General features: G+C 72.2%; 24 protein-coding genes. 4 read left to right on the top strand and 20 right to left on the bottom strand.

The annotated features are described in order from the left end of the window. The first annotated feature begins 120 nt into the window (after window positions 1-120). Window positions 121-663 carry a hypothetical protein gene (locus ACGF1Z_RS17330; protein WP_393005646.1) on the top strand — a complete coding sequence of 181 codons (543 nt, stop codon included), beginning with the start codon at window positions 121-123 and terminating at the stop codon, window positions 661-663. A gap of 357 nt (window positions 664-1,020) precedes the next feature. On the opposite strand, the gene tsaE is transcribed toward ACGF1Z_RS17330, so the two are convergent. The 7 genes from tsaE to ACGF1Z_RS17365 form a co-directional block, all read right to left on the bottom strand. Further along, on the bottom strand, window positions 1,021-1,530 hold the full coding sequence (tsaE, locus tag ACGF1Z_RS17335; RefSeq protein ID WP_393004745.1) for a tRNA (adenosine(37)-N6)-threonylcarbamoyltransferase complex ATPase subunit type 1 TsaE: 510 nt from the start codon (window positions 1,528-1,530) through the stop codon (window positions 1,021-1,023). Between the two features lie 13 nt (window positions 1,531-1,543). Then, window positions 1,544-2,683 (bottom strand): alpha/beta fold hydrolase, encoded by a 1,140-nt coding sequence (locus tag ACGF1Z_RS17340; RefSeq protein ID WP_393004747.1) that lies wholly within the window; start codon window positions 2,681-2,683, stop codon window positions 1,544-1,546. A gap of 21 nt (window positions 2,684-2,704) precedes the next feature. After that, window positions 2,705-3,856 carry an alanine racemase gene (gene alr, locus ACGF1Z_RS17345; RefSeq protein WP_393004749.1) on the bottom strand — a complete coding sequence of 384 codons (1,152 nt, stop codon included), beginning with the start codon at window positions 3,854-3,856 and terminating at the stop codon, window positions 2,705-2,707. 328 nt (window positions 3,857-4,184) lie between these two features. Next, complete coding sequence (locus tag ACGF1Z_RS17350) at window positions 4,185-5,633, bottom strand: NAD(P)H-hydrate dehydratase (protein ID WP_393004751.1); 1,449 nt, start codon at window positions 5,631-5,633, stop codon at window positions 4,185-4,187. Between the two features lie 225 nt (window positions 5,634-5,858). Then, entirely contained in the window at window positions 5,859-6,227 is a 369-nt protein-coding gene (locus ACGF1Z_RS17355; protein ID WP_393004753.1) for a holo-ACP synthase, read from the bottom strand. A 16-nt stretch (window positions 6,228-6,243) separates the two neighbouring features. Beyond that, a complete protein-coding gene (gene glmS / locus ACGF1Z_RS17360) occupies window positions 6,244-8,091 on the bottom strand; it encodes a glutamine--fructose-6-phosphate transaminase (isomerizing) (protein WP_393004755.1) in 1,848 nt (615 codons plus the stop codon). A 38-nt stretch (window positions 8,092-8,129) separates the two neighbouring features. After that, window positions 8,130-8,885, bottom strand: coding sequence for a hypothetical protein (locus tag ACGF1Z_RS17365; protein ID WP_393004757.1), 756 nt, complete (start codon window positions 8,883-8,885; stop codon window positions 8,130-8,132). A 258-nt stretch (window positions 8,886-9,143) separates the two neighbouring features. Between ACGF1Z_RS17365 and coaA the strand changes: the two genes are divergently transcribed. After that, window positions 9,144-10,154, top strand: coding sequence for a type I pantothenate kinase (coaA, locus tag ACGF1Z_RS17370; protein WP_393004759.1), 1,011 nt, complete (start codon window positions 9,144-9,146; stop codon window positions 10,152-10,154). A gap of 19 nt (window positions 10,155-10,173) precedes the next feature. Further along, window positions 10,174-11,124 (top strand): DUF389 domain-containing protein, encoded by a 951-nt coding sequence (locus ACGF1Z_RS17375; RefSeq protein ID WP_393004761.1) that lies wholly within the window; start codon window positions 10,174-10,176, stop codon window positions 11,122-11,124. A gap of 178 nt (window positions 11,125-11,302) precedes the next feature. On the opposite strand, the gene glmM is transcribed toward ACGF1Z_RS17375, so the two are convergent. The 5 genes from glmM to ACGF1Z_RS17400 all read right to left on the bottom strand — a co-directional run bounded on the left by glmM (window position 11,303) and on the right by ACGF1Z_RS17400 (window position 16,087). Then, window positions 11,303-12,661, bottom strand: coding sequence for a phosphoglucosamine mutase (gene glmM / locus ACGF1Z_RS17380; RefSeq protein WP_393004763.1), 1,359 nt, complete (start codon window positions 12,659-12,661; stop codon window positions 11,303-11,305). Window positions 12,662-12,872: 211 nt separating this feature from the next. Continuing rightward, complete coding sequence (rpsI, locus tag ACGF1Z_RS17385) at window positions 12,873-13,385, bottom strand: 30S ribosomal protein S9 (protein WP_393004765.1); 513 nt, start codon at window positions 13,383-13,385, stop codon at window positions 12,873-12,875. A gap of 44 nt (window positions 13,386-13,429) precedes the next feature. Continuing rightward, window positions 13,430-13,873 (bottom strand): 50S ribosomal protein L13, encoded by a 444-nt coding sequence (rplM, locus tag ACGF1Z_RS17390; RefSeq protein WP_376635429.1) that lies wholly within the window; start codon window positions 13,871-13,873, stop codon window positions 13,430-13,432. A gap of 203 nt (window positions 13,874-14,076) precedes the next feature. After that, window positions 14,077-14,457 (bottom strand): winged helix-turn-helix transcriptional regulator, encoded by a 381-nt coding sequence (locus ACGF1Z_RS17395; RefSeq protein WP_393004768.1) that lies wholly within the window; start codon window positions 14,455-14,457, stop codon window positions 14,077-14,079. Window positions 14,458-14,464: 7 nt separating this feature from the next. Then, window positions 14,465-16,087 carry an ABC-F family ATP-binding cassette domain-containing protein gene (locus ACGF1Z_RS17400; protein ID WP_393004770.1) on the bottom strand — a complete coding sequence of 541 codons (1,623 nt, stop codon included), beginning with the start codon at window positions 16,085-16,087 and terminating at the stop codon, window positions 14,465-14,467. Between the two features lie 56 nt (window positions 16,088-16,143). Between ACGF1Z_RS17400 and ACGF1Z_RS17405 the strand changes: the two genes are divergently transcribed. After that, window positions 16,144-17,091: a hypothetical protein gene (locus ACGF1Z_RS17405; RefSeq protein ID WP_393004772.1), complete on the top strand. Its 948-nt coding sequence runs from the start codon at window positions 16,144-16,146 to the stop codon at window positions 17,089-17,091. Here ACGF1Z_RS17405 and truA read toward each other — a convergent pair. From truA to map, 8 genes are all read right to left on the bottom strand, one after another. After that, window positions 17,062-17,919, bottom strand: a complete 858-nt coding sequence (truA, locus tag ACGF1Z_RS17410; protein ID WP_393004774.1) for a tRNA pseudouridine(38-40) synthase TruA — start codon at window positions 17,917-17,919, stop codon at window positions 17,062-17,064. The genes ACGF1Z_RS17405 and truA overlap by 30 nt on opposite strands. Before the next feature lie 78 nt (window positions 17,920-17,997). After that, window positions 17,998-18,468 (bottom strand): 50S ribosomal protein L17, encoded by a 471-nt coding sequence (gene rplQ / locus ACGF1Z_RS17415; protein WP_376635417.1) that lies wholly within the window; start codon window positions 18,466-18,468, stop codon window positions 17,998-18,000. Between the two features lie 179 nt (window positions 18,469-18,647). Further along, window positions 18,648-19,670, bottom strand: coding sequence for a DNA-directed RNA polymerase subunit alpha (locus ACGF1Z_RS17420; protein WP_003966937.1), 1,023 nt, complete (start codon window positions 19,668-19,670; stop codon window positions 18,648-18,650). Between the two features lie 170 nt (window positions 19,671-19,840). Beyond that, window positions 19,841-20,245, bottom strand: coding sequence for a 30S ribosomal protein S11 (gene rpsK / locus ACGF1Z_RS17425; protein ID WP_003956432.1), 405 nt, complete (start codon window positions 20,243-20,245; stop codon window positions 19,841-19,843). A 66-nt stretch (window positions 20,246-20,311) separates the two neighbouring features. Beyond that, window positions 20,312-20,692, bottom strand: a complete 381-nt coding sequence (gene rpsM / locus ACGF1Z_RS17430; RefSeq protein ID WP_015035595.1) for a 30S ribosomal protein S13 — start codon at window positions 20,690-20,692, stop codon at window positions 20,312-20,314. Window positions 20,693-20,879: 187 nt separating this feature from the next. Continuing rightward, window positions 20,880-20,993, bottom strand: coding sequence for a 50S ribosomal protein L36 (gene rpmJ / locus ACGF1Z_RS17435; protein WP_003956441.1), 114 nt, complete (start codon window positions 20,991-20,993; stop codon window positions 20,880-20,882). Window positions 20,994-21,056: 63 nt separating this feature from the next. Then, window positions 21,057-21,278 (bottom strand): translation initiation factor IF-1, encoded by a 222-nt coding sequence (gene infA, locus ACGF1Z_RS17440; RefSeq protein ID WP_003956442.1) that lies wholly within the window; start codon window positions 21,276-21,278, stop codon window positions 21,057-21,059. 191 nt (window positions 21,279-21,469) lie between these two features. Further along, window positions 21,470-22,321 carry a type I methionyl aminopeptidase gene (map, locus tag ACGF1Z_RS17445; protein WP_393004777.1) on the bottom strand — a complete coding sequence of 284 codons (852 nt, stop codon included), beginning with the start codon at window positions 22,319-22,321 and terminating at the stop codon, window positions 21,470-21,472. Window positions 22,322-22,357 lie beyond the last annotated feature (36 nt).

Raw genomic sequence — 22,357 nt, forward strand, 5'->3', positions numbered from 1 at the left:
GCGCCGGAGCGGCGGGGGCGGCGCCCCGCCCGACGGGGGCGGGCTGCTGCTACGGTCGGGCACCGATACGTACGTACGACAGAAGGTGGGCGCACGGTGGGACGGAGCAGCTCGGGATTCGTGGCCGGGCTCACCGCGGCGGCCCTCGCCGCGGTCGGTTTCCTCGCCTATCAGGCCTCGGCCACGGCGCCTTCGCCGGCCGAGCTGGCGGCGAGGCCGACGACACCGAGCACGGCGCCCTCCGCCACGGCGAGCGGGAGGCCGAAGCCGCCGAAGGACCCGATGGCGCTGCCCGCCGGCTCCGGCTCGGGCGAGCGGGTGGTGTACGCGCTCGCCGACCGCCGGGTGTGGCTGGTGAACGCGAAGAACCAGGTCACGCGCACCTTCTCGGTGATGCCGAGCACGGTGTCCCCGCCGCCCGGCGCGTACGCGGTGAGCTCCCGGTCCGGCGCGGTGCGCGGCTCGGACGGGGTGCAGATCGAGCACGTCGTGCGGTTCGCGACGGTCCAGGACGTGTCGGTCGGCTTCAGCGCCGCCGTGGACGGTTCGACGCCGGAGCCTGACCCGTCGCGCAGGACCGGCGGCATCCGGATGAAGCGGGCGGACGGCGACGCGCTGTGGACCTTCGCGGTGATCGGCGCGAAGGTCGTCGTCGTCGCCTGACGCGCGCCCCGGGGGCCCGGGGCGAGGCACCCGGCGTTCGGGCGCCGCCGCGGGACCCCGCGTCCGGCCGCAGGGCTCAGGCGGCCTCGTCGCGTACGGTCCCGGGCTCGTCGTGCTCCGAGGGCTCGGGGCGGCGCGGCGGCGTCGAGACCGCGTTCGCCGCGGCGCACGACGCCAGCAGGTCTCTCATCGGGACACTGTCAGCGGTGCGGTCCTCGCGCTCCGGCGTCGCCATGCATGCCTCCCGTAGGTTAGGTACACCTAACCGGCTCGTGCCACCATGTGACCACGCCTCGGAGCAACGGCGCAACATTTTCCCGACACGTTGTCGGAACCTACGTACGTTCGGCCGTACGGTCAGGCCAGCGCGAGGTCCTCGGCCGCCCAGCGCGCGCCGATGCCGTTGAGCACGACCGTCCGCCGGTCGTCCACGGCGTCCCCGGTGTCGCCGGCGGTCCCGACCACCCGGTGGATCAGCACGTGCAGCCGGTCGTCGGTCAGTTCCTCGACCTTGCCGTCGCCCCACTCGACGACGACCACGGAGTCGGGCAGCGACACGTCGAGGTCCAGGTCCTCCATCTCGTCGAGACCGCCGCCGAGCCGGTACGCGTCCACGTGCACCAGCGCCGGGCCGCCGACCAGCGACGGGTGGACGCGGGCGATGACGAAGGTCGGCGAGGTGACGGCGCCGCGCACCCCCAGGCCCTCGCCCAGGCCGCGGGTCAGCGTGGTCTTGCCGGCGCCGAGTTCGCCGGTGAGCATCACGAGGTCGCCCGGGCGCAGCAGCCCGGCCAGGCGCCGGCCGAGCTCCTGCATCCGCTCCGGGGAGTCGACTTCGAGGGTTGCCTGCGTGTGCGGAGTGTCCATTCCGCCAACCTACCTAGCCGCCGACGGGGACCGCTCCCACCCTCCCGAGCAGGTCGGCGATCCGGTCGGTGACCGCCTCCGGGTGTTCGAGCATGACGAGGTGCCCGGCGTCGGGCACGATGACCAGCTCCGCGTCCGGGAGCAGGTCGGCGATGGCCTCGGTGTGCGAGCTGGGCGTGACCAGGTCGTGGTCGCCGGCGAGGGCGAGCACGGGCAGCTCGCGGAAGGCGGCCAGGGCGGCCGTCTTGTCGTGCTCGGCGAACGCCGGATAGAACTCGGCGACCACGTCGATCGGGGTCGACTCGATCATCCGCTCGGCGAACCGGGCGACCGCCGGATCGACGTCCTTCGACGAGAACGAGTACCTCTTGATGAGCCCCGCGAACAGGTCGGCGGTCGCCCGCCGCCCCCGTTCCACCAGCTCCGCCTGCGAGCCGAGCGCCCTCAGCACCCCGGGCAGCACCCGGCGCACCGCGTTGACGCCGGCCGTGGGCAGTCCGTAGGTGACCTCGCCGAGCCGGCCGGTCGAGGTCCCCACGAAGCCGACGCCGACCACCCGCTCCCGCACGAGGTCCGGGAAGAGCCCGGCGAGAGCCATGATCGTCATCCCGCCCATGGAGTGCCCGATCAGGACCAGCGGCCCCTCGGGCGCGGCGGCGTCGATGACGGCCTTGAGGTCGCGCCCCAGCATGTCGATCGAGACGGGCACCGCGTCGGGACCGGCCTGGGCGACCCCGCGCGCGGAGCGCCCGTGACTGCGCTGGTCCCAGTGCACGGTACGGACGAGTCCGCGCAGGGCGGCCCGCTGGAAGTGCCAGGAGTCCTGGTTGAGGCAGTAGCCGTGGCTGAAGACGACCGTGACGGGGGCGGGCGCCCGGCGCCCGAAGAGGCGCCGTCTGCGGGGCCCGGCGACCGCCGGGTCGACCTCGTCGACCTCGTAGTAGAGCTCGGTGCCGTCCTCGGCGAGCGCCCGGCCCGAGGTGCCGCGCACGGCGCCGTACGGCCCCTCGGCGTCCAGCGCGAGGCGCGCCTTCTCCCGTACCGAACGCCCCACCGTCAGCCGCTCGACGGCGACGCCGGCCGCCGCTCCTGCGGCCAGCACGCCTATCGCGGCACCGGCCCAGCCGGCGCGCCGCCAGGTGTCGTCACCCACGCCGGGCCCTCCTCACTCGGTCTACTCGCCCACGTAGACGCGCGGGACGCGCGCGCCGATCCGCGTGACGATCTCGTACGCGATGGTGTCGGCGGCCTCGGCCCAGTCCTGGGCGGTCGGCTCGCCCCCGTCGCCGGGACCGAACAGCACGGCCTCGGCGCCCGGTTCGGGTGTGTCGCCGCCGAGGTCGACGACGAACTGGTCCATGGCGACCCGGCCGGCGACGGTCCGGACCCGGCCCCCCACGAGCACCGGCCCGCGCCCCGACGCGTGCCGGGGGACGCCGTCCGCGTACCCCACCGGGATCAGCCCCAGCGTGGTCTCGTCCGGGGTCGTGTAGTGGTGCCCGTAGGAGACGCCGTGGCCGCCCGGCACGTGCTTCACCAGCGCCACGCTCGCCTTGAGCGACATCACGGGCCGCAGCCCGAACGCCTCGGAGGGTCCGACCAGCACCGGGTCGGGCGACACGCCGTACATGGCGATGCCGGGCCGGACCAGGTCGAAGTGGGCCTCGGGAAGCGTGAGCGTGGCGGGCGAGTTGGCGATGTGCCGCACCTCGGGCTCGACGCCGGCCTTCTCGGCGTGGTCGAGCAGGGTGCGGAAGACGTCCAGCTGTGCGGCGACGGACGGATGCCCGGGCTCGTCGGCGCAGGCGAAGTGCGACCACAGCCCGGTGACCTTCACGAGCCCCTCGGCCTCGGCCCTGAGCGCCTCGCCGACGAGCTCGGGCCAGTCGGCGGGCTGGCAGCCGTTGCGGCCGAGGCCGGTGTCGGCCTTCAGCTGGATCCGCGCCCGCCGCCCGGTCCGCCGCGCGGCGTCGGCGACCTCCCGGAGGGCCCACATCCCGCTCACGGTCATGTCGAGACCGGCCTCGATGCCCTCGGCCCACGGGTCGCCGGGCGTCCACAGCCAGCACAGGATCCGCGGCTCGGTCAGCCCGGCCGCGCGCAGTGCCAGCGCCTCGTGCGGCGTGGCCGTTCCCAGCCACGTCGCGCCCGCCGCCAGCGCGGCCCGGGCGCACGGCACGGCCCCGTGCCCGTAGCCGTCCGCCTTGACCACGGCCATCACCTGGACGTGGGGCGCGACACGGGCGCGCAGCGTGCGGACGTTCGCACGCAGCGCACCGAGGTCGATCTCGGCGCGGGCTCGGCGGGGCTGTGGTGTCTCAGTCATCGCGCCCAGTCTCTCAGGTGTCGGCCACGCGGCCGCGTACCCCCGCTGTAGACCCGGTCACCCGCCCCACCCGGCCCGCCCCCTCGCGCCCTCCCGGCGGGGGCCGACGCGCGGGGAGGACCGGGCGCGTGCCCGGCCGTACGGGCCCGGTCGTGGGGCCGTGCCCGGTCGTACGAGCCCGGTCGTGCGGCCGTGCCCGGTCGTACGAGCCCGGTCGTGCGGCCGTGCCCGGTCGTACGAGCCCGGTCGTGCGGCCGTGCCCGGTCGTACGTGCCCGGCCGTACGGGCCTCCTCGTGCGATGCGGCCCCTATCCCACAAGCCCGGCGGTCAGGCCTCCGTGACGTCCCGCCAGGCGGCCGGCAGGGCGGCGGCCACGTCGCCCGCCGTGACGGGGCCCGTGCCGCCCGAAGCGCGGCGGGCCGCGAGGCCGTGGAGGTAGGCGCCGGCCGAGGCGGCCTCCAGGGGCGGGAGGCCGGCGGCCAGGAGGGAGCCGGTGAGGCCGGAGAGGACGTCGCCGCTGCCGGCCGTGGCGAGCCAGGAGGTGCCCGTCGGGTTCACGCGCACCGGGCCCGCGCCGCCCGGGCCGCAGACCAGGGTCGTCGAGCCCTTGAGGAGGACGGTCGCCCCGTACCGCGCCGCGAGGGCGCGGACGGACGCGAGCCGGGCCGACTCGACCTCCTCGCGGGACGTGCCGAGCAGCGCGGCCGCCTCGCCCGCGTGCGGGGTGAGCACGGTGGGCGCGGTGCGGGCCTTGACGGTCTCGGGCGGGAGTTCGCGCAGGCCGTCCGCGTCCACGAGGACGGGCACGTCCGAGGCCAGGACCTCCGCCACGCCGGGCCCGTCGCCGAGACCAGGCCCGACGATCCAGGCCTGCACCCGCCCGGCCTTCGCGGGCGGCCCGGCGTGCACCAGGGTCTCGGGGTGCGCGGCGACGACCGCGTCGCCGGCCGGGCCGACGTACCGGACGGCGCCCGCGCCGCCCCGCAGCGCGCCCTCGACGGCGAGCACGGCCGCGCCGGGATAGCGGGCCGAGCCGGCGACGATGCCGACGACCCCGCGCCGGTACTTGTCGCTCTCGGCGCCGGGCACGGGCAGCAGCCGCGCCACGTCCTCGTGCTGGAGGGCCTCCAGGTCGGGCACGGAGGGCAGCGTCGCGTCGAGTCCGATGCCGACGAGCCGCAGCGCGCCCGCGTACGCGTGGGCCGGATCGACGAGCAGCCCCGGCTTGTACGTGCCGAAGGTGACGGTCGCGTCGGCCCGCAGCGCCTCGCCCGCGACCTCCCCGGTGTCGGCGTCCACGCCGCTCGGCAGGTCGACGGCCACCACGACGGCGTCGGAGCCGCGTGCCGCGCGAGCGACGGGCACGGCGTCGGGGCGCAGTCCGCCGCGTCCGCCGATGCCGGTGATCCCGTCGAGGACGAGGTCGGCGGCGGCGAGCGCCTCGTACGGGTCCTCGTGCGGGCCGACGACCCGGCCGCCGGCCGCCCGGAGCGCCGCGAGCCCGCCCTCGTGGGCGCGGGCGCCCAGCAGGACGGCGGTGACCCCCGCGCCGCGGCGGGCGAGCCGGGCACCGGCGTACAGCGCGTCGCCCCCGTTGTCGCCGCTGCCGACGAGCAGGACGACCCGCGCCCCGTACACCCGGCCCCGCCCGAGCAGCGAGCAGCAGGCGGCGGCGAGCCCGGCGGCGGCCCTCTGCATCAACGCCCCTTCGGGCAGCCGCGCCATCAGCTCGGCCTCGGCGGCCCGGACGGTCTCCACGCGATAAGCGGTACGCATGGGACCCACCCTGGCGGCTCGCCCGGCGCGGCGCCACCTCCGCCACGGGAGACGGGGCGGGCCGCCGGTCACCGCGCCGGGCCGCACCGGCCCCGGCGCGGCCGCGGCCGCTCCCCCGGCCGGCCTTCCGGGGCCGGCGACCCCGGCGTCCGACGACCGCTCCCCCTCTCTCCGTGGCCCGGCGGCGGCGTCCACGGCCGTCCGCCGCCCCGCGGCCGCTCCCGCTCAGCCCTCCGCGATCACGACCGCCGAGGCCACTCCCGCGTCGTGACTGAGCGACACGTGCCAGTGCCGGACGCCCAGTTCGGCGGCCCGGGCCGCGACCGTGCCGCGCACCCGCAGCCGCGGCTGTCCGGTGGCCTCGACGTACACCTCCGCGTCCGTCCAGTGCAGGTTGCCCGGCGCGCCGAGGGCCTTGGCGAGGGCCTCCTTGGCCGCGAAGCGGACCGCGAGGGACGCCGGGCCGCGCCGCTCGCCGCTGGGGAGCATCAGCTCCGGCTCGACGAACAGGCGCTGCAACAGCCCCGGCGTCCGTTCCAGCGACGCGGCGAACCGGTCGATCTCCGCCACGTCGATCCCCACCCCGATGATCATCTGCTCACTGCCCCACTCACTCCACCGTCACGGACTTGGCCAGGTTGCGCGGCTGGTCGACCTCGTTGCCCCGCGCCGTCGCCAGCTCGCAGGCGAAGACCTGGAGCGGCACGGTGGAGACCAGCGGCTGGAGCAGCGTAGGCGTGGCCGGGATGCGGATGAGGTGGTCGGCGTACGGGACGACCGCCTCGTCGCCCTCCTCCGCGATGACGATCGTGCGGGCGCCGCGGGCCCGGATCTCCTGGATGTTGGAGACGATCTTGTCGTGGAGGACGGACCGCCCGCGCGGGGAGGGGACGACCACGACGACCGGCAGGTCCTCCTCGATGAGCGCGATCGGCCCGTGCTTCAGCTCGCCCGCCGCGAAGCCCTCGGCGTGCATGTAGGCGAGCTCCTTGAGCTTGAGCGCGCCCTCCAGGGCGACCGGGTAGCCGACGTGGCGGCCCAGGAAGAGGACGGTGTCCTTGTCCGCGAGGGACCGGGCGAGCTCGCGCACCGGCTCCATGGTCTCCAGGACCCGCTCGACCTCGTCGCCGATCCGGGCGAGTTCGCGGATCACGGCGTGGATCTCGTCGCCCCACTGGGTGCCGCGCACCTGGCCGAGGTAGAGCGCGAGCAGGTAGCAGGCGACGAGCTGGGTCAGGAAGGCCTTCGTCGACGCGACGGCGACCTCGGGGCCGGCGTGCGTGTAGAGGACGGCGTCGGACTCGCGCGGGATGGTCGAGCCGTTGGTGTTGCACACGGCGAGGACCTTCGCGCCCTGCTCGCGGGCGTGCCGCAGCGCCATCAGGGTGTCCATGGTCTCGCCGGACTGGGAGATGGCGATGACGAGGGTGCGCTGTCCGAGGATCGGGTCCCGGTAGCGGAACTCGCTCGCCAGCTCGACCTCGCAGGGGATGCGGGTCCAGTGCTCGATCGCGTACTTGGCGATGAGCCCGGCGTGGAAGGCGGTGCCGCACGCGATGATGACGATCTTGTCGGCCTCGCGGAGCACGGCGGCGGGGATGCGCACCTCGTCGAGGCGCAGGTGCCCGTCGGCGCCGATCCGGCCGAGCAGGGTGTCGGCGACCGCCTTCGGCTGCTCGGCGATCTCCTTGAGCATGAAGTAGTCGTAGCCGCCCTTCTCGGCGGCGGAGGCGTCCCAGTCGATGTGGTACGCCCGTACGTCGGCGGGCGCGCCGTCGAAGTCGGTGACCGTGACGCCCTCGCGGGTGAGCTCGACGACCTGGTCCTGGCCGAGCTCGATGGCCGAGCGGGTGTGCGCGATGAAGGCGGAGACGTCGGAGGCGAGGAAGTTCTCGCCCTCGCCGACGCCCACGACGAGCGGGGAGTTGCGGCGGGCGCCGACGACTACCTCCGGCTGGTCGGCGTGCACGGCGACCAGGGTGAAGGCGCCGTCGAGCCGCCTGCAGACCAGGCGCATGGCCTCGGCGAGGTCGCCGACGGAGGAGAACTCCTCGGCGAGCAGATGGGCCACGACCTCGGTATCCGTCTCGGACAGCAGCTCGTGCCCGCGCTCGCCCAGTTCGGCCCTGAGGGCCGCGAAGTTCTCGATGATGCCGTTGTGGACGACGGCCACGCGGCCCGCGTTGTCGAGGTGCGGGTGCGCGTTCGCGTCGGTGGGGCCGCCGTGGGTGGCCCACCGGGTGTGTCCGATGCCGGTGGACCCGCTCGACAGCGGGCGGTCCACCAGCTCCTTCTCCAGGTTGACGAGCTTCCCGGCCTTCTTGGCGGCGGCGAGCCCTCCGTCGGAGAGCACGGCGACTCCCGCCGAGTCGTAGCCCCGGTATTCGAGCCGCTTGAGGCCCGCGATCACCACTTCGAGCGCCGACTGACCGCCGACGTAGCCAACGATTCCGCACATGGCGGCAGCCTACGGCGCGACGGCCCCGACCGGCCGTACTAGCGCAGCTTGGCCGCCTGCGCGTCGATCAGGGGCTTCGGCAGCTCCTTGACCTTGCCGGTGAGGCTCATGGTCATGAAGCCGGCCAGGTTGTTGGCCTTGCGGAAGACGACCAGGTTGGTGATGAAGGGGCGGCCCTCCATCTGCGTGACGAGCGTCCAGCCCAGGGCCTCGTCGCCGGCGGTGACGGTCTCCGGGGAGACCTTGGCGATCGTGGTCTTCTCACCGCTGGCGAGCAGGGTGAAGCCGCCCGCGCACTCGGTCCCGGCCGTCTTGAGGGCCGCGAAGGCCTGCTCGGCGCCCTGGCCGGCGTACGAGCCGAGGGTGACGGTCGTCGCGGGCACACCGAGCGCCCCCAGGGCGTTATCCGGCGAGGAGACGGTGTCCTTCGACGGCACCTGGACGGCCTTGCGCTTGACGCTGGCGCCCGGGGTGCCGGGAGCGACCCCGGAGACGGCCTCGGCGAGCGGCTCGCAGGCCGGCTTGTCGGCGCCGACGTCCCCGGCGTTCAGCCGGTCCTCGGCCTCGGCCTGCTTGACCTGGTAGCCCTTGAGGTCCGCCTGCGCCACGACGAGCTTCTCCAGCTCGGCGGCGGCCAGCGCCTTCACGTCGGGCTTGGCCGCGGCGGACGCGGAGGCGTCGGCCTTGCCGGTGTCCTCGGTCTTCTTCTCCTCCCCGCCGCACGCGGTGAGGAGAAGGGCCAGGGAGGCGGCGGTGGTCGCGGCGGCGACGTGACGAAGGGCACGTGCTCTCATGGCTCGGCTCTCTCTGTTCGACGGTGACATTCCTGCGCGAACCCTATGCGCGCAGGTCGACACCTTGATCACGTACCGGCGACCCGGTATGCGATCGCAACACCACCCTTGAGCGAGAGGGCGGGCTTTGTCCGCATAGACGCCCTTTCGGGCGACGGGCGGCGTGACGGTCCGCGGCCGGGTCCGGTCGCACCCCGCTCCCGGACACGTGACCCACCACACGGCCCACGAAGCCCCCGCAGCCACGACAATGGCGGGGTGATCACTTCGCCGCCACGAAGCACCAACGGACCCACGGGCGCCAACGGAGGCACCCCCCGACGGGTCTCCGAGCCGACGCCGTACGTCGACCTCACACGGGCCGAGTGGAGCGCGCTCCGGGACAAGACGCCGCTGCCGCTGACCGCCGACGAGGTCGAGCGGCTGCGCGGCCTCGGGGACGTCATCGACCTCGACGAGGTCCGGGACATCTATCTGCCGCTCTCGCGCCTGCTGAACCTGTACGTGCAGGCCACCAGCGGGCTGCGCGGGGCGCTCAACACCTTCCTCGGCGAGAGGGCCGAGCAGCGCGGCACCCCGTTCGTCATAGGGGTGGCCGGATCCGTGGCCGTCGGCAAGTCGACCGTCGCCCGGCTCCTGGAGGCGCTGCTCGCGCGCTGGCCCGAGCACCCGCGGGTGGAGCGCATCACCACCGACGGCTTCCTGTACCCGATGGAGGAGCTGAAGGCGCGCGGGCTGATGTCCCGCAAGGGCTTCCCCGAGTCCTACGACCGGCGGGCGCTGACCCGGTTCGTCGCGGACGTCAAGGCGGGCAAGGAGGAGGTCACCGCGCCCGTCTACTCGCACCTCATCTACGACCGGGTGCCCGACGAGCGGCTGGTCGTGCGCCGTCCCGACATCCTGATCGTCGAGGGGCTGAACGTCCTGCAGCCCGCGCTGCCGGGCCAGGACGGGCGCACCCGGGTCGGTCTCGCCGACTACTTCGACTTCTCGGTGTACGTGGACGCCCGCGCCGAGGACATCGAGCAGTGGTACCTCAACCGGTTCCGCAAGCTGCGCCAGACCGCGTTCCAGGACCCGTCCTCGTACTTCCGGCGCTGGACCCAGGTCTCCGAGGAGGAGGCCCTCGACTACGCCCGCACGATGTGGCGGACCGTCAACAAGGTGAACCTGCTGGAGAACGTGGCGCCCACCCGCGGCCGGGCGACCCTCGTCGTCCGCAAGGGAGCGGACCACAAGGTGCAGCGGCTCAGCCTCCGCAAACTCTGATCCTCCGTAAGCTCGGGGGATGCTGCACCTGCGACTGATCGTGCCGCCGGACCGTACCGAGGCGGCCGTCGAGCTCATCGAGCGAACCGTCGGCACCACCCACCTGGTGGTGCTGCCCGGGGCCGCCCGCGTCCCGGCCGGGGACCTCGTCCTGTGCGACGTGGCCCGCGAGGCGGGTCAGGAACTCATCCACGAGATGCGGGAACTGAGGATCGACCAGGACGGGTCGATCGCCGTCGAGGACATCGACCTGTCGCTGTCCGAACGGGCCACCGCCGCCGAGGAGGAGGCCCCCGGCGAGGCCGCCGACGCGGTGATCTGGGAGCAGCTGGCCGACGCCACCCACGAGGAGTCGACGCTCACCATCACCTACGGCGCCTTCATGATCGTGGCCACCATGATCGCGGCCTGCGGTGTGGTGCTCGACAACGCGATCCTGATCGTGGGCGCCATGGCCGTCGGGCCGGAGTTCGGCCCGCTCGCCGGTATCTGCACGGGGATCGTGCGGCGCTCCCGGAAGCTGGTGCTGCGCTCGTCGTACGCGCTGGTCCTCGGCTTCGCAGCGGCGATCGTCGCGACGACCCTGTTCAGCCTGGGGATGGACGCCCTCGGCCTGTTCAGCGTGGAGCAGTTGGACGGGCCCCGTGCCAACACCAGTTTCATCTGGCAGCCGGACCCGTTCTCCTTCGTCGTCGCCCTGCTCGCGGGCACGGCCGGCACCCTCTCGCTCACCTCGACGAAGTCGGGGGCGCTGATCGGGGTCGCGATCTCGGTGACGACGGTCCCGGCCGCCGCGAACGCCGCCGTGGCCCTCAGCTACGGGCAGTTCTCCCAGATGTGGGGCTCCGTCGAGCAGTTGCTGCTCAACCTGACCGGCATCATCCTGGCCGGCACCGTCACCCTGTTCGGGCAGGTGCTGCTGTGGCGCACCCAGCGCGGCCGCTGGCGCCGCGACCGCAGGAAGGCCTGAGCGGACCGGAGACCGCGGAGACGCCGTCGGCCCCCGCCCCGGGTGTACCGGGGCGGGGGCCGCCGAGACGTCGTGGTCCGGGCCGTGCCCTTCGGACCGTCCCGGACACCCGCGGTGTCCGGTCACCTGACGCCGCGGGGCCGCCCTCCGGGCAACGACGGGGGTTCGACGACGGGACCTAGCCGAGCGCCGACTTCACGACGTCGGCGAGACGGCCGGCCACCGACCGGGCCTGCTCGATGTCCGCGGCCTCGACCATGACCCGGACCAGCGGCTCGGTGCCCGACGGGCGCAGCAGGACGCGGCCCGTGGTGCCCAGCTCGCGCTCGGCCTCGCTGACCGCGCCGGCCAGCTCGGACGAGGTGCGCACGCGGCTCCTGTCCACGTCCGGCACGTTGATCAGGACCTGCGGCAGGCGCTCCATGACCGTGGCGAGCTCCGCGAGGGAGCGGCCGGTGGCGGCGACCCGGGCCGCGAGCATCAGACCGGTCAGGGTGCCGTCGCCGGTGGTGGCGTGGTCGAGCACGATGACGTGCCCGGACTGCTCGCCGCCGAGGGCGTAGCCGTGCTCCTTCATGGACTCCAGGACGTAACGGTCGCCGACCGCGGTCTGCACCAGCGAGAGACCCTCACGTTCCATCGCCAGTTTGAAGCCCAGGTTCGACATGACCGTGGCGACGACGGTGTCGCCGCGCAGCGTCCCGGCCTCGCGCATGGCGAGGGCGAGCACGGCGAGGATCTGGTCGCCGTCGATCTCGGCGCCCGTGTGGTCCACGGCCAGGCAGCGGTCGGCGTCGCCGTCGTGGGCGATGCCGAAGTCGGCCTGGTGCTCGACCACGGCCGCCTTCAGCAGGCCGAGGTGGGTGGAGCCGCAGCCGTCGTTGATGTTGAGGCCGTCCGGCGCGGCACCGATGGTGACGACGGTGGCGCCGGCGCGGGAGAAGGCCTCGGGCGAGACGCGGGCGGCGGCGCCGTGGGCCTCGTCGAGGACGATCTTCAGCCCGTCGAGCCGGTTGGGGAGGACGGCGATCAGATGGGCGACGTACTTGTCGAAGCCCTCGTCGTAGTCGCGGACGCGGCCGACCCCCGCGCCGGTGGGACGGTCCCAGGGGGCGCCGGTGCGGTGCTCCTCGTAGACGGCCTCGATGCGGTCCTCCAGCTCGTCGGCGAGCTTGTGGCCGCCGCGGGCGAAGAACTTGATGCCGTTGTCGGGCATCGCGTTGTGGGAGGCGGACAGCATGACGCCGAGGTCGGCGCCGAGCGCGCCGGTCAGATACGCGACGGCCGGGGTGGGCAGCACGCCGACGCGGAGCACGTCGACGCCCGCGCTGGCGAGGCCCGCCACGACGGCGGCCTCCAGGAACTCCCCCGAGGCGCGCGGGTCGCGCCCCACGACGGCGGTCGGCCGGTGCCCCTCGAAGGTGCCCGCCTCGGCGAGTACGTGCGCGGCCGCGACCGACAGGCCGAGCGCCAGCTCCGCCGTCAGGTCGGCGTTGGCCACACCGCGCACTCCGTCCGTGCCGAAGAGTCGTCCCACAGCTGTCCTCCGAAAGTGCTCCGAAAATGCGATCCCCTGCACGGCTGATGCCCGTTTTACGTCATGGCCGCGCGGAAGGTGCTCAAGTCTGTTCCCAGCATGATGACCGGGCCCTGCCCAAGATTATGAAAGCAAGATGTGAAAAAGCCGTACGCCCCGGCAGCACGGAAGTGCCGCCGGGGCGTACGAACAAAGCAGCCGAAGCAGGCGATTAACGCTTGCTGTACTGCGGGGCCTTACGGGCCTTCTTGAGACCGGCCTTCTTGCGCTCGACCGCACGGTCGTCGCGGGAGAGGAAGCCGGCCTTCTTCAGCGGGCCACGGTTGTTCTCGACGTCGGCCTCGTTGAGGGCGCGGGCCACGCCGAGGCGCAGGGCGCCGGCCTGACCGGAGACGCCGCCGCCGGAGATGCGGGCGATGACGTCGTAGCGGTTGTCGAGCTCGAGCACCTTGAAGGGCTCGTTGACTTCCTGCTGGTGCACCTTGTTGGGGAAGTAGTCCTCAAGGGTGCGACCGTTGATCTTCCACTTGCCGGTGCCCGGAACGATCCGGACGCGGGCGATGGCGTTCTTGCGACGGCCCAGGCCGGCGGCCGGCTGCGGGTCGCCGAAGCGGGACGCGAGGGACTCGGAGGTGTAGTCACCCTCGACGATCTCGGTCTCGGTGGTGTACTCCTCGACGCCCTCGAACTCGTCGACGGGGGTCTCGGGGGTGGTCTCGGCCACGATGCTCCTCAGATTTCTTTCGTTCTTAGGGGGTGTGGCCGGAACTACTGCGCGACCTGGGTGATCTCGAACGGGACCGGCTGCTGGGCAGCGTGCGGGTGGTTCTCGCCCGCGTAGACCTTCAGCTTCGAGAGCATCTGACGGCCCAGGGAGTTCTTGGGGATCATGCCCTTGATGGCCTTCTCGACGGCCTTCTCGGGGTTCTTGGCCAGCAGCTCGTCGTAACGGACGGAGCGCAGACCACCCGGGTAGCCAGAGTGGCGGTACGCCATCTTCTGGGTCTTCTTGTTGCCCGAGAGGTGGACCTTGTCAGCATTGATGATGATGACGAAGTCGCCCATGTCCATGTGGGGGGCGTAGACGGGCTTGTGCTTGCCTCGCAGGAGGTTCGCAGCCGTCGTCGCCAGACGGCCCAGGACGATGTCCTGCGCGTCGATGATGTGCCACTGGCGAGTGACATCGCCGGGCTTGGGGCTGTACGTACGCACTTCGTAGCCTTCGCTTCTTCAGTGGATGGAGTCCAGACACACCTGAAGCGATCATGCAGCTGGGGCCTGCACTGCCGGGTCACCGCCCGTATGCGAGCCACTGGTAACTGCTCCAGGGAACTTGCGCAGGGGCCCTTCGCGGGAGAGCGACAGAGCCGATACGCATAACAAAGCAGAAGCGTACCCGGGCCCCCTCGGGTGGGTCAAAACGGGTCGGCGCCGCGGTCGTACGCCTCCCTCGCGGAGAAGACCTCCTCGATGTGCCCGTCCGCCCACTCCTTCACGGCCCGCACCACCGGCAGCAGGCTCGCACCCAGCGGGGTCAGCGCGTAGTCGACCCGGACGGGCGCGGCGGGCGCGGTCGGCGGATAGGCCGTGCAACTGGCCGCCGCGCGCGACTCCGGGTCGTGGCCGCGGCCCGTCCCGGCGCCGAGGCGCTGGTACGGGACCTGGGCGCCGAGCTCTTCGTGCTCGGGGCCGCCGCCCTGGACGCGGTCCGCACCGGGGGCGCCTTCGCGTCCCTGGTGGCGGGCGGCGCCCCGTACCCCCTGCGGGGCATCCGGGTCGTCCCGGTCTGACCTCACGGCACCCTCAGCGGGCCCGCTCGACCCTGCGCTCGTCCCAGACGGGCTCCTGCGTCTCGCGGACGACCCCGTCGGAGCCGAAGACCAGATAGCGGTCGAAGCTCTTCGCGAACCAGCGGTCGTGGGTCACGGCGAGCACCGTGCCCTCGTACGACTCCAGGCCGTCCTGCAGCGCCTCGGCCGACTCCAGGTCCAGGTTGTCCGTCGGCTCGTCCAGCAGCAGCGCGGTGGTGCCGGCCAGCTCCAGGAGCAGGATCTGGAAGCGGGCCTGCTGGCCGCCGGAGAGCTTCTCGAAGGCCTGGTCGCCCTGCCGCTCCAGCTCGTAGCGCCGCAGCATCGACATGGCGGCGCCGCGGTCCCTGGCGTGCTCCGTCCACAGGATGTCGACGAGGGAGCGGCCGAAGAGCTCCGGGTGGGCGTGGGTCTGCGCGAAGTGTCCCGGCACCACCCGGGCGCCCAGCTTCCACAGGCCGGTGTGGGCCACCGAGGGATCGCCGGCGAGCAGCCGCAGGAAGTGCGACTTGCCGGAGCCGTTGGAGCCGAGGACGGCGACCCGCTCCCCGTAGAAGACCTCCAGCGAGAACGGCTTCATCAGGCCGGTCAGCTCCAGGTTCTCGCAGGTCACCGCCCGCACCCCGGTGCGTCCGCCGCGCAGCCGCATCCGGATCTCCTGCTCGCGCGGCGGCTCCGGCGGCGGGCCCGCCTCCTCGAACTTCTTCAGCCGGGTCTGCGCCGCCGCGTACCGCGAGGCCATCTCGTGGCTGACCGCGGCCGCCTGCCGCAGGTTGACCACCAGCTTCTTCAGCTGGGCGTGCTTCTCCTCCCAGCGCCGCTTCAGCTCCTCGAAGCGCGCGAAGCGCTCCCGCCGCGCGTCGTGGAAGGTGTCGAAGCCACCGCCGTGCACCCAGACGTCGGAACCGGCCGGGCCGGGCTCGACGGCCACGATCTTCTGCGCGGCCCGGGACAGCAGCTCCCGGTCGTGCGAGATGAAGAGCACGGTCTTGCGGGTCTCCCGCAGCCGCTCCTCCAGCCAGCGCTTGCCGGGGACGTCCAGGTAGTTGTCCGGCTCGTCGAGGAGGAGCACCTCGTCGCCGCCGCGCAGCAGGTACTCCAGGACCAGCCGCTTCTGCTCGCCGCCGCTGAGCGTGCGCACCTGCCGGAACTGCGCCTTGTCGTACGGGACGCCCATCGCGGCCGTCGTGCACATGTCCCACAGGGTCTCGAACTCGTACCCCTGCACCTCGGCCCAGTCGCTGAGGGCCTGCGCGTACGCCATCTGCGCGGCCTCGTCGTCGACCGTCATGATCCGGTGCTCGGCCTCGTCGACGGCCTTCGCGGCCGTACGGATGCGCGCCGGGGCGACCGAGACGAGCAGGTCGCGGACCGTGGACTCGTCCCGCACGGAGCCGACGAACTGCGGCATCACGCCGAGCCCGCCGCTGACGGTGACGGTGCCGCCGTGCGGCTGCAGCTCCCCGGAGATCAGCCGGAGCAGGGTCGTCTTGCCGGCGCCGTTGGCGCCGACCAGGGCGACCACCGCGCCCTCGCCGACCCGGAAGGAGGCGTCCCCGAGCAGGACCCTCCCGTCCGGAAGGTAGTACTCCAGATGCGCTGCCTCGACATGTCCCATGAGGGGCATTGTCACCGCCGCAGCCCCGTGATCCCAAGCGGATTAGGATGCGCGGCATGAGCTTTGGGGGACCGCAGTGGCCGCAGCACGGCCAGGGGCAGGGGCAGGGACAGCAGCCGTACGGACAGCCGCAGCAGCCGTACGCACCGCAGCAGCCGTACGGACAGGCGCAGGCGAACCCGTTCCCGGGCGCCCAGGGCAGCGCGCAGACCCCCGACTGGGGCGCCCTCGCCGACGCCTCGGCCAGCCGTGCCCGGCGCAGGCGCCGGCTGGTGATCGGCGGCGCGGCCGTCGCCGCGCTCCTGGTGGGCGCGGCCGTCGCCACCGCGATCGTCGTCACCGGCCAGAAGAACGCCGAGGCCGGGCACGGCGGGAGCACCCCGACCGGATCGGCGGCCCCCACGGACACCGCGAGCCCGGCCCCGAGCTTCTCCTCGGTCGCCCCGCTGCCGCCGCCGAACCCGATGGACTTCATCTCGGACGCGAAGAAGGACAAGGCGCCGCTGAGCGCCGAGGGCCTCTTCCCCGGCAAGAAGCTGACCATGAGCGGCCGCCCGTACCAGAAGGGCGCCACCTCCTCCACGAACGACTGCGCGGCCGTCACCCAGGGCGGCCTCGGCCCGGTCCTGAAGAGCAACGGCTGCACGCGCGTGATCCGCGCCACGTACGTGAGGGACGGCGTCGCCGTCACCGTCGGCGTCGCCGTCTTCCCCACCGACGAGCAGGCGCTCAAGGCGAAGAAGCAGGCGAGCGGCGGCATCGCCCCGCTCACCGGCGCGGGCGTCGGTGACTTCTGCCACAAGACGGTGTGCCTGCGGCGCACCAACTCCATCGGCCGCTACGTCTACCTCACCCAGACCGGCCACACCGACGGCAAGAAGGTCACCACGGGAGACAAGCCGGCCTTCCAGACCGCCGACGACCTGGGCACCTTCGCCTTCAACCAGATCTACGCCCGCGGCCGCGCCCAGGCCTCAGCAGCAGCCGGCGCTCCCGGGGAGTGACCGCTTGTTGCGCGCCTCCCTGCTGCGCGCGGCGAGCTGGTCGTCGGCCGGGTAGCCCACCTCTTCGAGGGTGAGGCCGTGCGGCCGGACGACGTGCACGGCCGAGTCCCGCACGCCCGCGGCCAGCACCTTGCCCGGCCACTCGACCGGCCGGTGCCCGTCGCCGACGAACAGCAGCGCGCCGACGAGCGAGCGGACCATGTTGTGGCAGAAGGCGTCGGCCTTGACCGTGGCCTCCAGGATGCCGTCGGGCCGACGCTCCCAGCGCAGCTCCTGGAGCGTGCGGATGGTCGTGGCGCCCTCGCGCCTCTTGCAGTAGGCGGCGAAGTCGTGCTCGCCGACGAGCCGCTCGGCGGCGGCGTTCATGGCGTCCATGTCGAGCGTCCAGTCGTGCCACAGGACGTGTCCGCGCAGCAGCGGGTCGACGCCGCCGGGGTGGTCCGTGACCCGGTACGCGTACCGGCGCCAGACGGCCGAGAACCGGGCGTTGAAGCCCGCGGGCGCCTCGGTGAGCCGCCACACCCGCACGTCGTGCGAGAGCCGCCCGGCGAGCCGCCTGAGCAGCTTCTCGCGGTGCTCCTCCCACAGCGCGACGGGCAGGTCGACGTGCGCGACCTGGCCACGGGCGTGCACCCCGGCGTCGGTGCGGCCGGCGACGGTCAGCTCGAAGGTCTCCTGCGAGCGGGTGACGGTCCGCAGGGCGGATTCGATCTCGCCCTGGACGGTGCGCCTGCCCTGGGCCTGCTTGGCCCAGCCGGAGAAGTCCCTGCCGTCGTACGAAAGGTCGAGCCGTACGCGTACGAACCCGGGCTGCACGTCATCACTCACGCCGTAAATCCTCTCAAACACGCGGAACGGGCCCGCACCCCGAGGGGTGCGGGCCCGGCCGCGAGATCGTCAGAACGCTCAGGCGTCCTGCGCGTCCTCGGTGGTCTCCTCGGCCTTGGGGGCCTCGTCGGCCTCCTTGACGGCGCGCTTGGTGGCGGCCTCGGCCTCGGCGACGGTCGCCTTCTTGGCGATCTCGCCCTCGACCAGCTCGATCACGGCCATCGGGGCGTTGTCGCCACGACGGTTGCCGATCTTGGTGATGCGGGTGTAGCCACCCGGGCGCTCGGAGTAGCGCGGGGCGATCTCGGTGAAGAGGGTGTGGACGATGCCCTTGTCGGTGATCGTCTGCAGCACCAGGCGACGGTTGTGGATGTCGCCCTTCTTCGCCTTGGTGATCAGGCGCTCGGCGACGGGACGCAGACGACGGGCCTTGGCCTCGGTCGTCGTGATGCGGCCGTGCTCGAACAGCGACTTCGCCAGGTTGGCGAGCAGCAGCTTCTCGTGAGCGGCGGAACCGCCGAGGCGGGCACCCTTCGCGGGACGCGGCATGGTGATTCTCCTAGGTGTCTGCCCCGGCCGTATGAGGTACCGGGGTCAGTATCCGAGCAGGCGGTCGCCTGTCGGAGATCCGGACGGGACCCGGGGGTCTCGTCCGGAAGGGGCGCGGGGACCCCTGCGGTCAAGCACAGAGGACCCGCGCCCGGGTACGGACCGTGAGGCCCGAGCCTTTAGTACTGCTCGGTCTCGACGAAGCCCGCGTCCGCGTCGTCGTCGGCGCCGAAGGCGTCGGCGGCGGCGGTCGGGTCGAATCCGGGCGGGCTGTCCTTGAGGGCCAGGCCCATGCCGGCCAGCTTCGCCTTGACCTCGTCGATCGACTTCGCACCGAAGTTGCGGATGTCGAGCAGGTCGGCCTCGGAACGCGCCACGAGCTCACCCACGGAGTGGATGCCCTCGCGCTTGAGGCAGTTGTACGACCGGACGGTGAGCTCGAGCTCCTCGATCGGCAGCGCCAGGTCGGCGGCCAGGGCGGCGTCCGTCGGGGACGGGCCCATGTCGATGCCCTCGGCGTCGATGTTGAGCTCGCGGGCCAGACCGAACAGCTCGACCAGGGTCTTGCCGGCCGACGCCATGGCGTCGCGCGGACGCATGGCCTGCTTGGTCTCGACGTCGACGATGAGCTTGTCGAAGTCGGTGCGCTGCTCGACTCGGGTCGCCTCGACCTTGTAGGTGACCTTCAGCACGGGGCTGTAGATGGAGTCGACCGGGATACGGCCGATCTCCTGGCCCACCTGCTTGTTCTGGACGGCGGAGACGTAGCCGCGACCGCGCTCGACGGTCAGCTCCATCTCCAGCTTGCCCTTGCCGTTCAGCGTGGCGAGCACGAGGTCGGGGTTGTGCACCTCGACACCGGCCGGGGGCGCGATGTCGGCGGCGGTGACCAGACCCGGGCCCTGCTTGCGCAGGTACATCACGACCGGCTCGTCGTGCTCCGAGGAGACGACCAGCTGCTTGATGTTCAGGATGAGGTCGGTGACGTCCTCCTTGACGCCCGGCACGGTGGTGAACTCGTGCAGGACACCGTCGATCCGGATGCTGGTGACAGCGGCGCCCGGGATCGAGGAGAGGAGGGTACGGCGGAGCGAGTTGCCGAGGGTGTAGCCGAAGCCCGGCTCCAGCGGCTCGATGACGAACCGGGAGCGGAACTCGTCGACGACCTCTTCGGTCAGCGACGGACGCTGAGCGATAAGCATGTCTTCGTTTCCTTCGGTCGTGGACGCCCACTATTTGACGCCCGACGGCCACCGGGCCGGAGCCCGGTGGTTGGTGCACTACGTACTGCAAGGGTACGGGCGGTACGCCCCGAAAGAGGGGCGCACCGCCCGGAAGCGCAGGTCAGCGACCGTGCGTCAGCAGTCGTGCGTCAGACGCGGCGACGCTTCGGCGGACGGCAGCCGTTGTGCGGGGTGGGGGTGACGTCCTGGATCGAGCCGACCTCGAGGCCGGTGGCCTGGAGGGAGCGGATCGCGGTCTCACGGCCGGAGCCGGGACCCTTGACGAAGACGTCGACCTTGCGCATGCCATGCTCCTGCGCGCGGCGGGCGGCCGACTCGGCGGCCATCTGCGCGGCGAAGGGGGTGGACTTGCGCGAGCCCTTGAAGCCGACGTGGCCGGCGGAGGCCCAGGAGATCACGTTGCCCGAGGGGTCCGTGATCGAGACGATCGTGTTGTTGAACGTGCTCTTGATGTGCGCGTGGCCGTGAGCGACGTTCTTCTTTTCCTTGCGGCGCACCTTCTTGGCAGCGCCCTGACGACCCTTGGGGGGCATCTATATCTCCTACGGGAGGTGGTCGGTCCTACAGCGAAGACCGTGTGGTCAAGCGTCCGCTGTGGACTACTTCTTGCCCGGCTTCTTCTTGCCGGCGATGGCGCGACGCGGGCCCTTGCGGGTACGAGCGTTGGTGCTGGTGCGCTGACCGCGGACCGGCAGGCCGCGGCGGTGACGGAGACCCTGGTAGCAGCCGATCTCGACCTTGCGGCGGATGTCGGCGGCGATCTCGCGACGGAGGTCACCCTCGGTCTGGAGGTTGGCGTCCACGTACTCGCGGATCTTGACGAGGTCTTCCTCGGCAAGGTCGCGGACACGGGTGGACGGGTTCACGCCGGTCGCGGCGAGGATCTCCTCGGACCGGGTGCGCCCGATACCGAAGACGTAGGTGAGTGCGACCACCACACGCTTTTCGCGCGGGATGTCAACACCGGAAACGCGTGCCATTCAATGGCTCCTGTGTGTTCGGGGGTCTGCCGCAAAGTCGATCCCGGCCGCCGTATGAGGTACGAACCGGGTCTCCGGCCCCCGCCGGAGGTGTCGCCGACCCTGACGGGCTGGGCGGACTCTGCTGATGTACGTGTCGCTATGCGTCGCGCGAAGAACTGCGGTGATGCAGGTCGGTCGGCGTGCGTCAGCCCTGGCGCTGCTTGTGGCGCAGGTTGTCGCAGATGACCATGACCCGACCGTGACGGCGGATCACCTTGCACTTGTCGCAGATCTTCTTGACGCTCGGCTTGACCTTCATGGGATGTGAGGTTCTCCGGGTCAGTGCCACCACCCGCGCGAGGTGCGGGGGTGCAGGCAAGATCTACTTGTACCGGTAGACGATCCGGCCACGCGTCAGGTCGTACGGAGAGAGCTCCACGACGACCCGGTCGTCCGGAAGGATACGGATGTAGTGCATCCGCATCTTGCCGGAGATGTGCGCGAGGACCTTGTGACCGTTCTGGAGCTCTACCTTGAACATGGCGTTCGGCAGGGACTCGATCACGGTGCCCTCGATTTCGATGGCACCTTGCTTCTTGGCCACGCTTCGCCCTTCGAATCGGCTACCTTGATCGACTCTCGCCGCCGTGCGCGGACACACGGGTACACGAGAGCCGACGCATCAGTCTACGTCAGGCCTCACGAAAAGACGAATCGGGAAGTCTGCCCAACGCGGAAGATCGTTACGCAGGAACGCTCCGGGCGCCCCGCGCGGTGTCTGCGGGTCGGCCGGCCCTACGCCAGCGGGTCCGGCGCCGCCGTGACGCCCAGCTCCGCCAGCTTGGCCTTGCCGCCGTCGACGGCGGTGAGAACCAGGGGGCCCTCCTCCGTCAGCGCGATGCTGTGCTCCCAGTGCGAGGACCAGGTGCCGTCGGTCGTGATGACCGTCCAGTCGTCTGCGAGGACCTCGGTCTGCGGGGTGCCCAGGGAGACCATCGGCTCGATGGCCAGACAGAAGCCGGGGACCAGCTTCGGGCCCTTGCCGCGCTTGCGGGAGACGTAGTTCAGCAGGTGCGGGTCCATGTGCATCTCGGTGCCGATGCCGTGGCCGCCGTAGTCCTCGATGATCCCGTAGCGGCCGAGGCTGTGGTCGCCCACGGCCGGACGCGGCTGGCGCTTGATGTAGGTCTCGATCGCCTTCGAGATGTCGACCAGGCGCGCGCCCACCCGCATCGCGGCGATGCCGGCCCACATCGACTCCTCGGTCACCCGGGAGAGCTCGACCAGCTCCGGCGCGTGCCCGGTGCCCACGAACGCCGTGAACGCGGCGTCGCCGTGCCAGCCGTCGACGATCGCACCGGCGTCGACGGAGATGATGTCGCCGTCCTTGAGGACGGTCTTCTCGTCCGGGATGCCGTGGACCACGACCTCGTTGACCGAGGTGCAGATCGTCGCCGGGAAACCGCCGTACCCGAGGAAGTTCGACTTCGCGCCGTGGTCGGCGATCACCTTGCGGGCGACCTCGTCCAGGTCCTTCGTCGTGGCCCCCGGCACGGCGGCCTCACGCGTCGCCGCGTGGATGGCCGCGACGACCAGCCCCGCCTCGCGCATCTTCGCGATCTGCTCGGGGGTCTTGATCTGCACCATCGTGGTGGGGGCCTTTCCTCTGCGCGTACACGGGTC

This window comes from Streptomyces sp. NPDC048018 (assembly GCF_043202995.1).
In the GTDB taxonomy this organism is placed as follows: Bacteria; Actinomycetota; Actinomycetes; order Streptomycetales; family Streptomycetaceae; genus Streptomyces.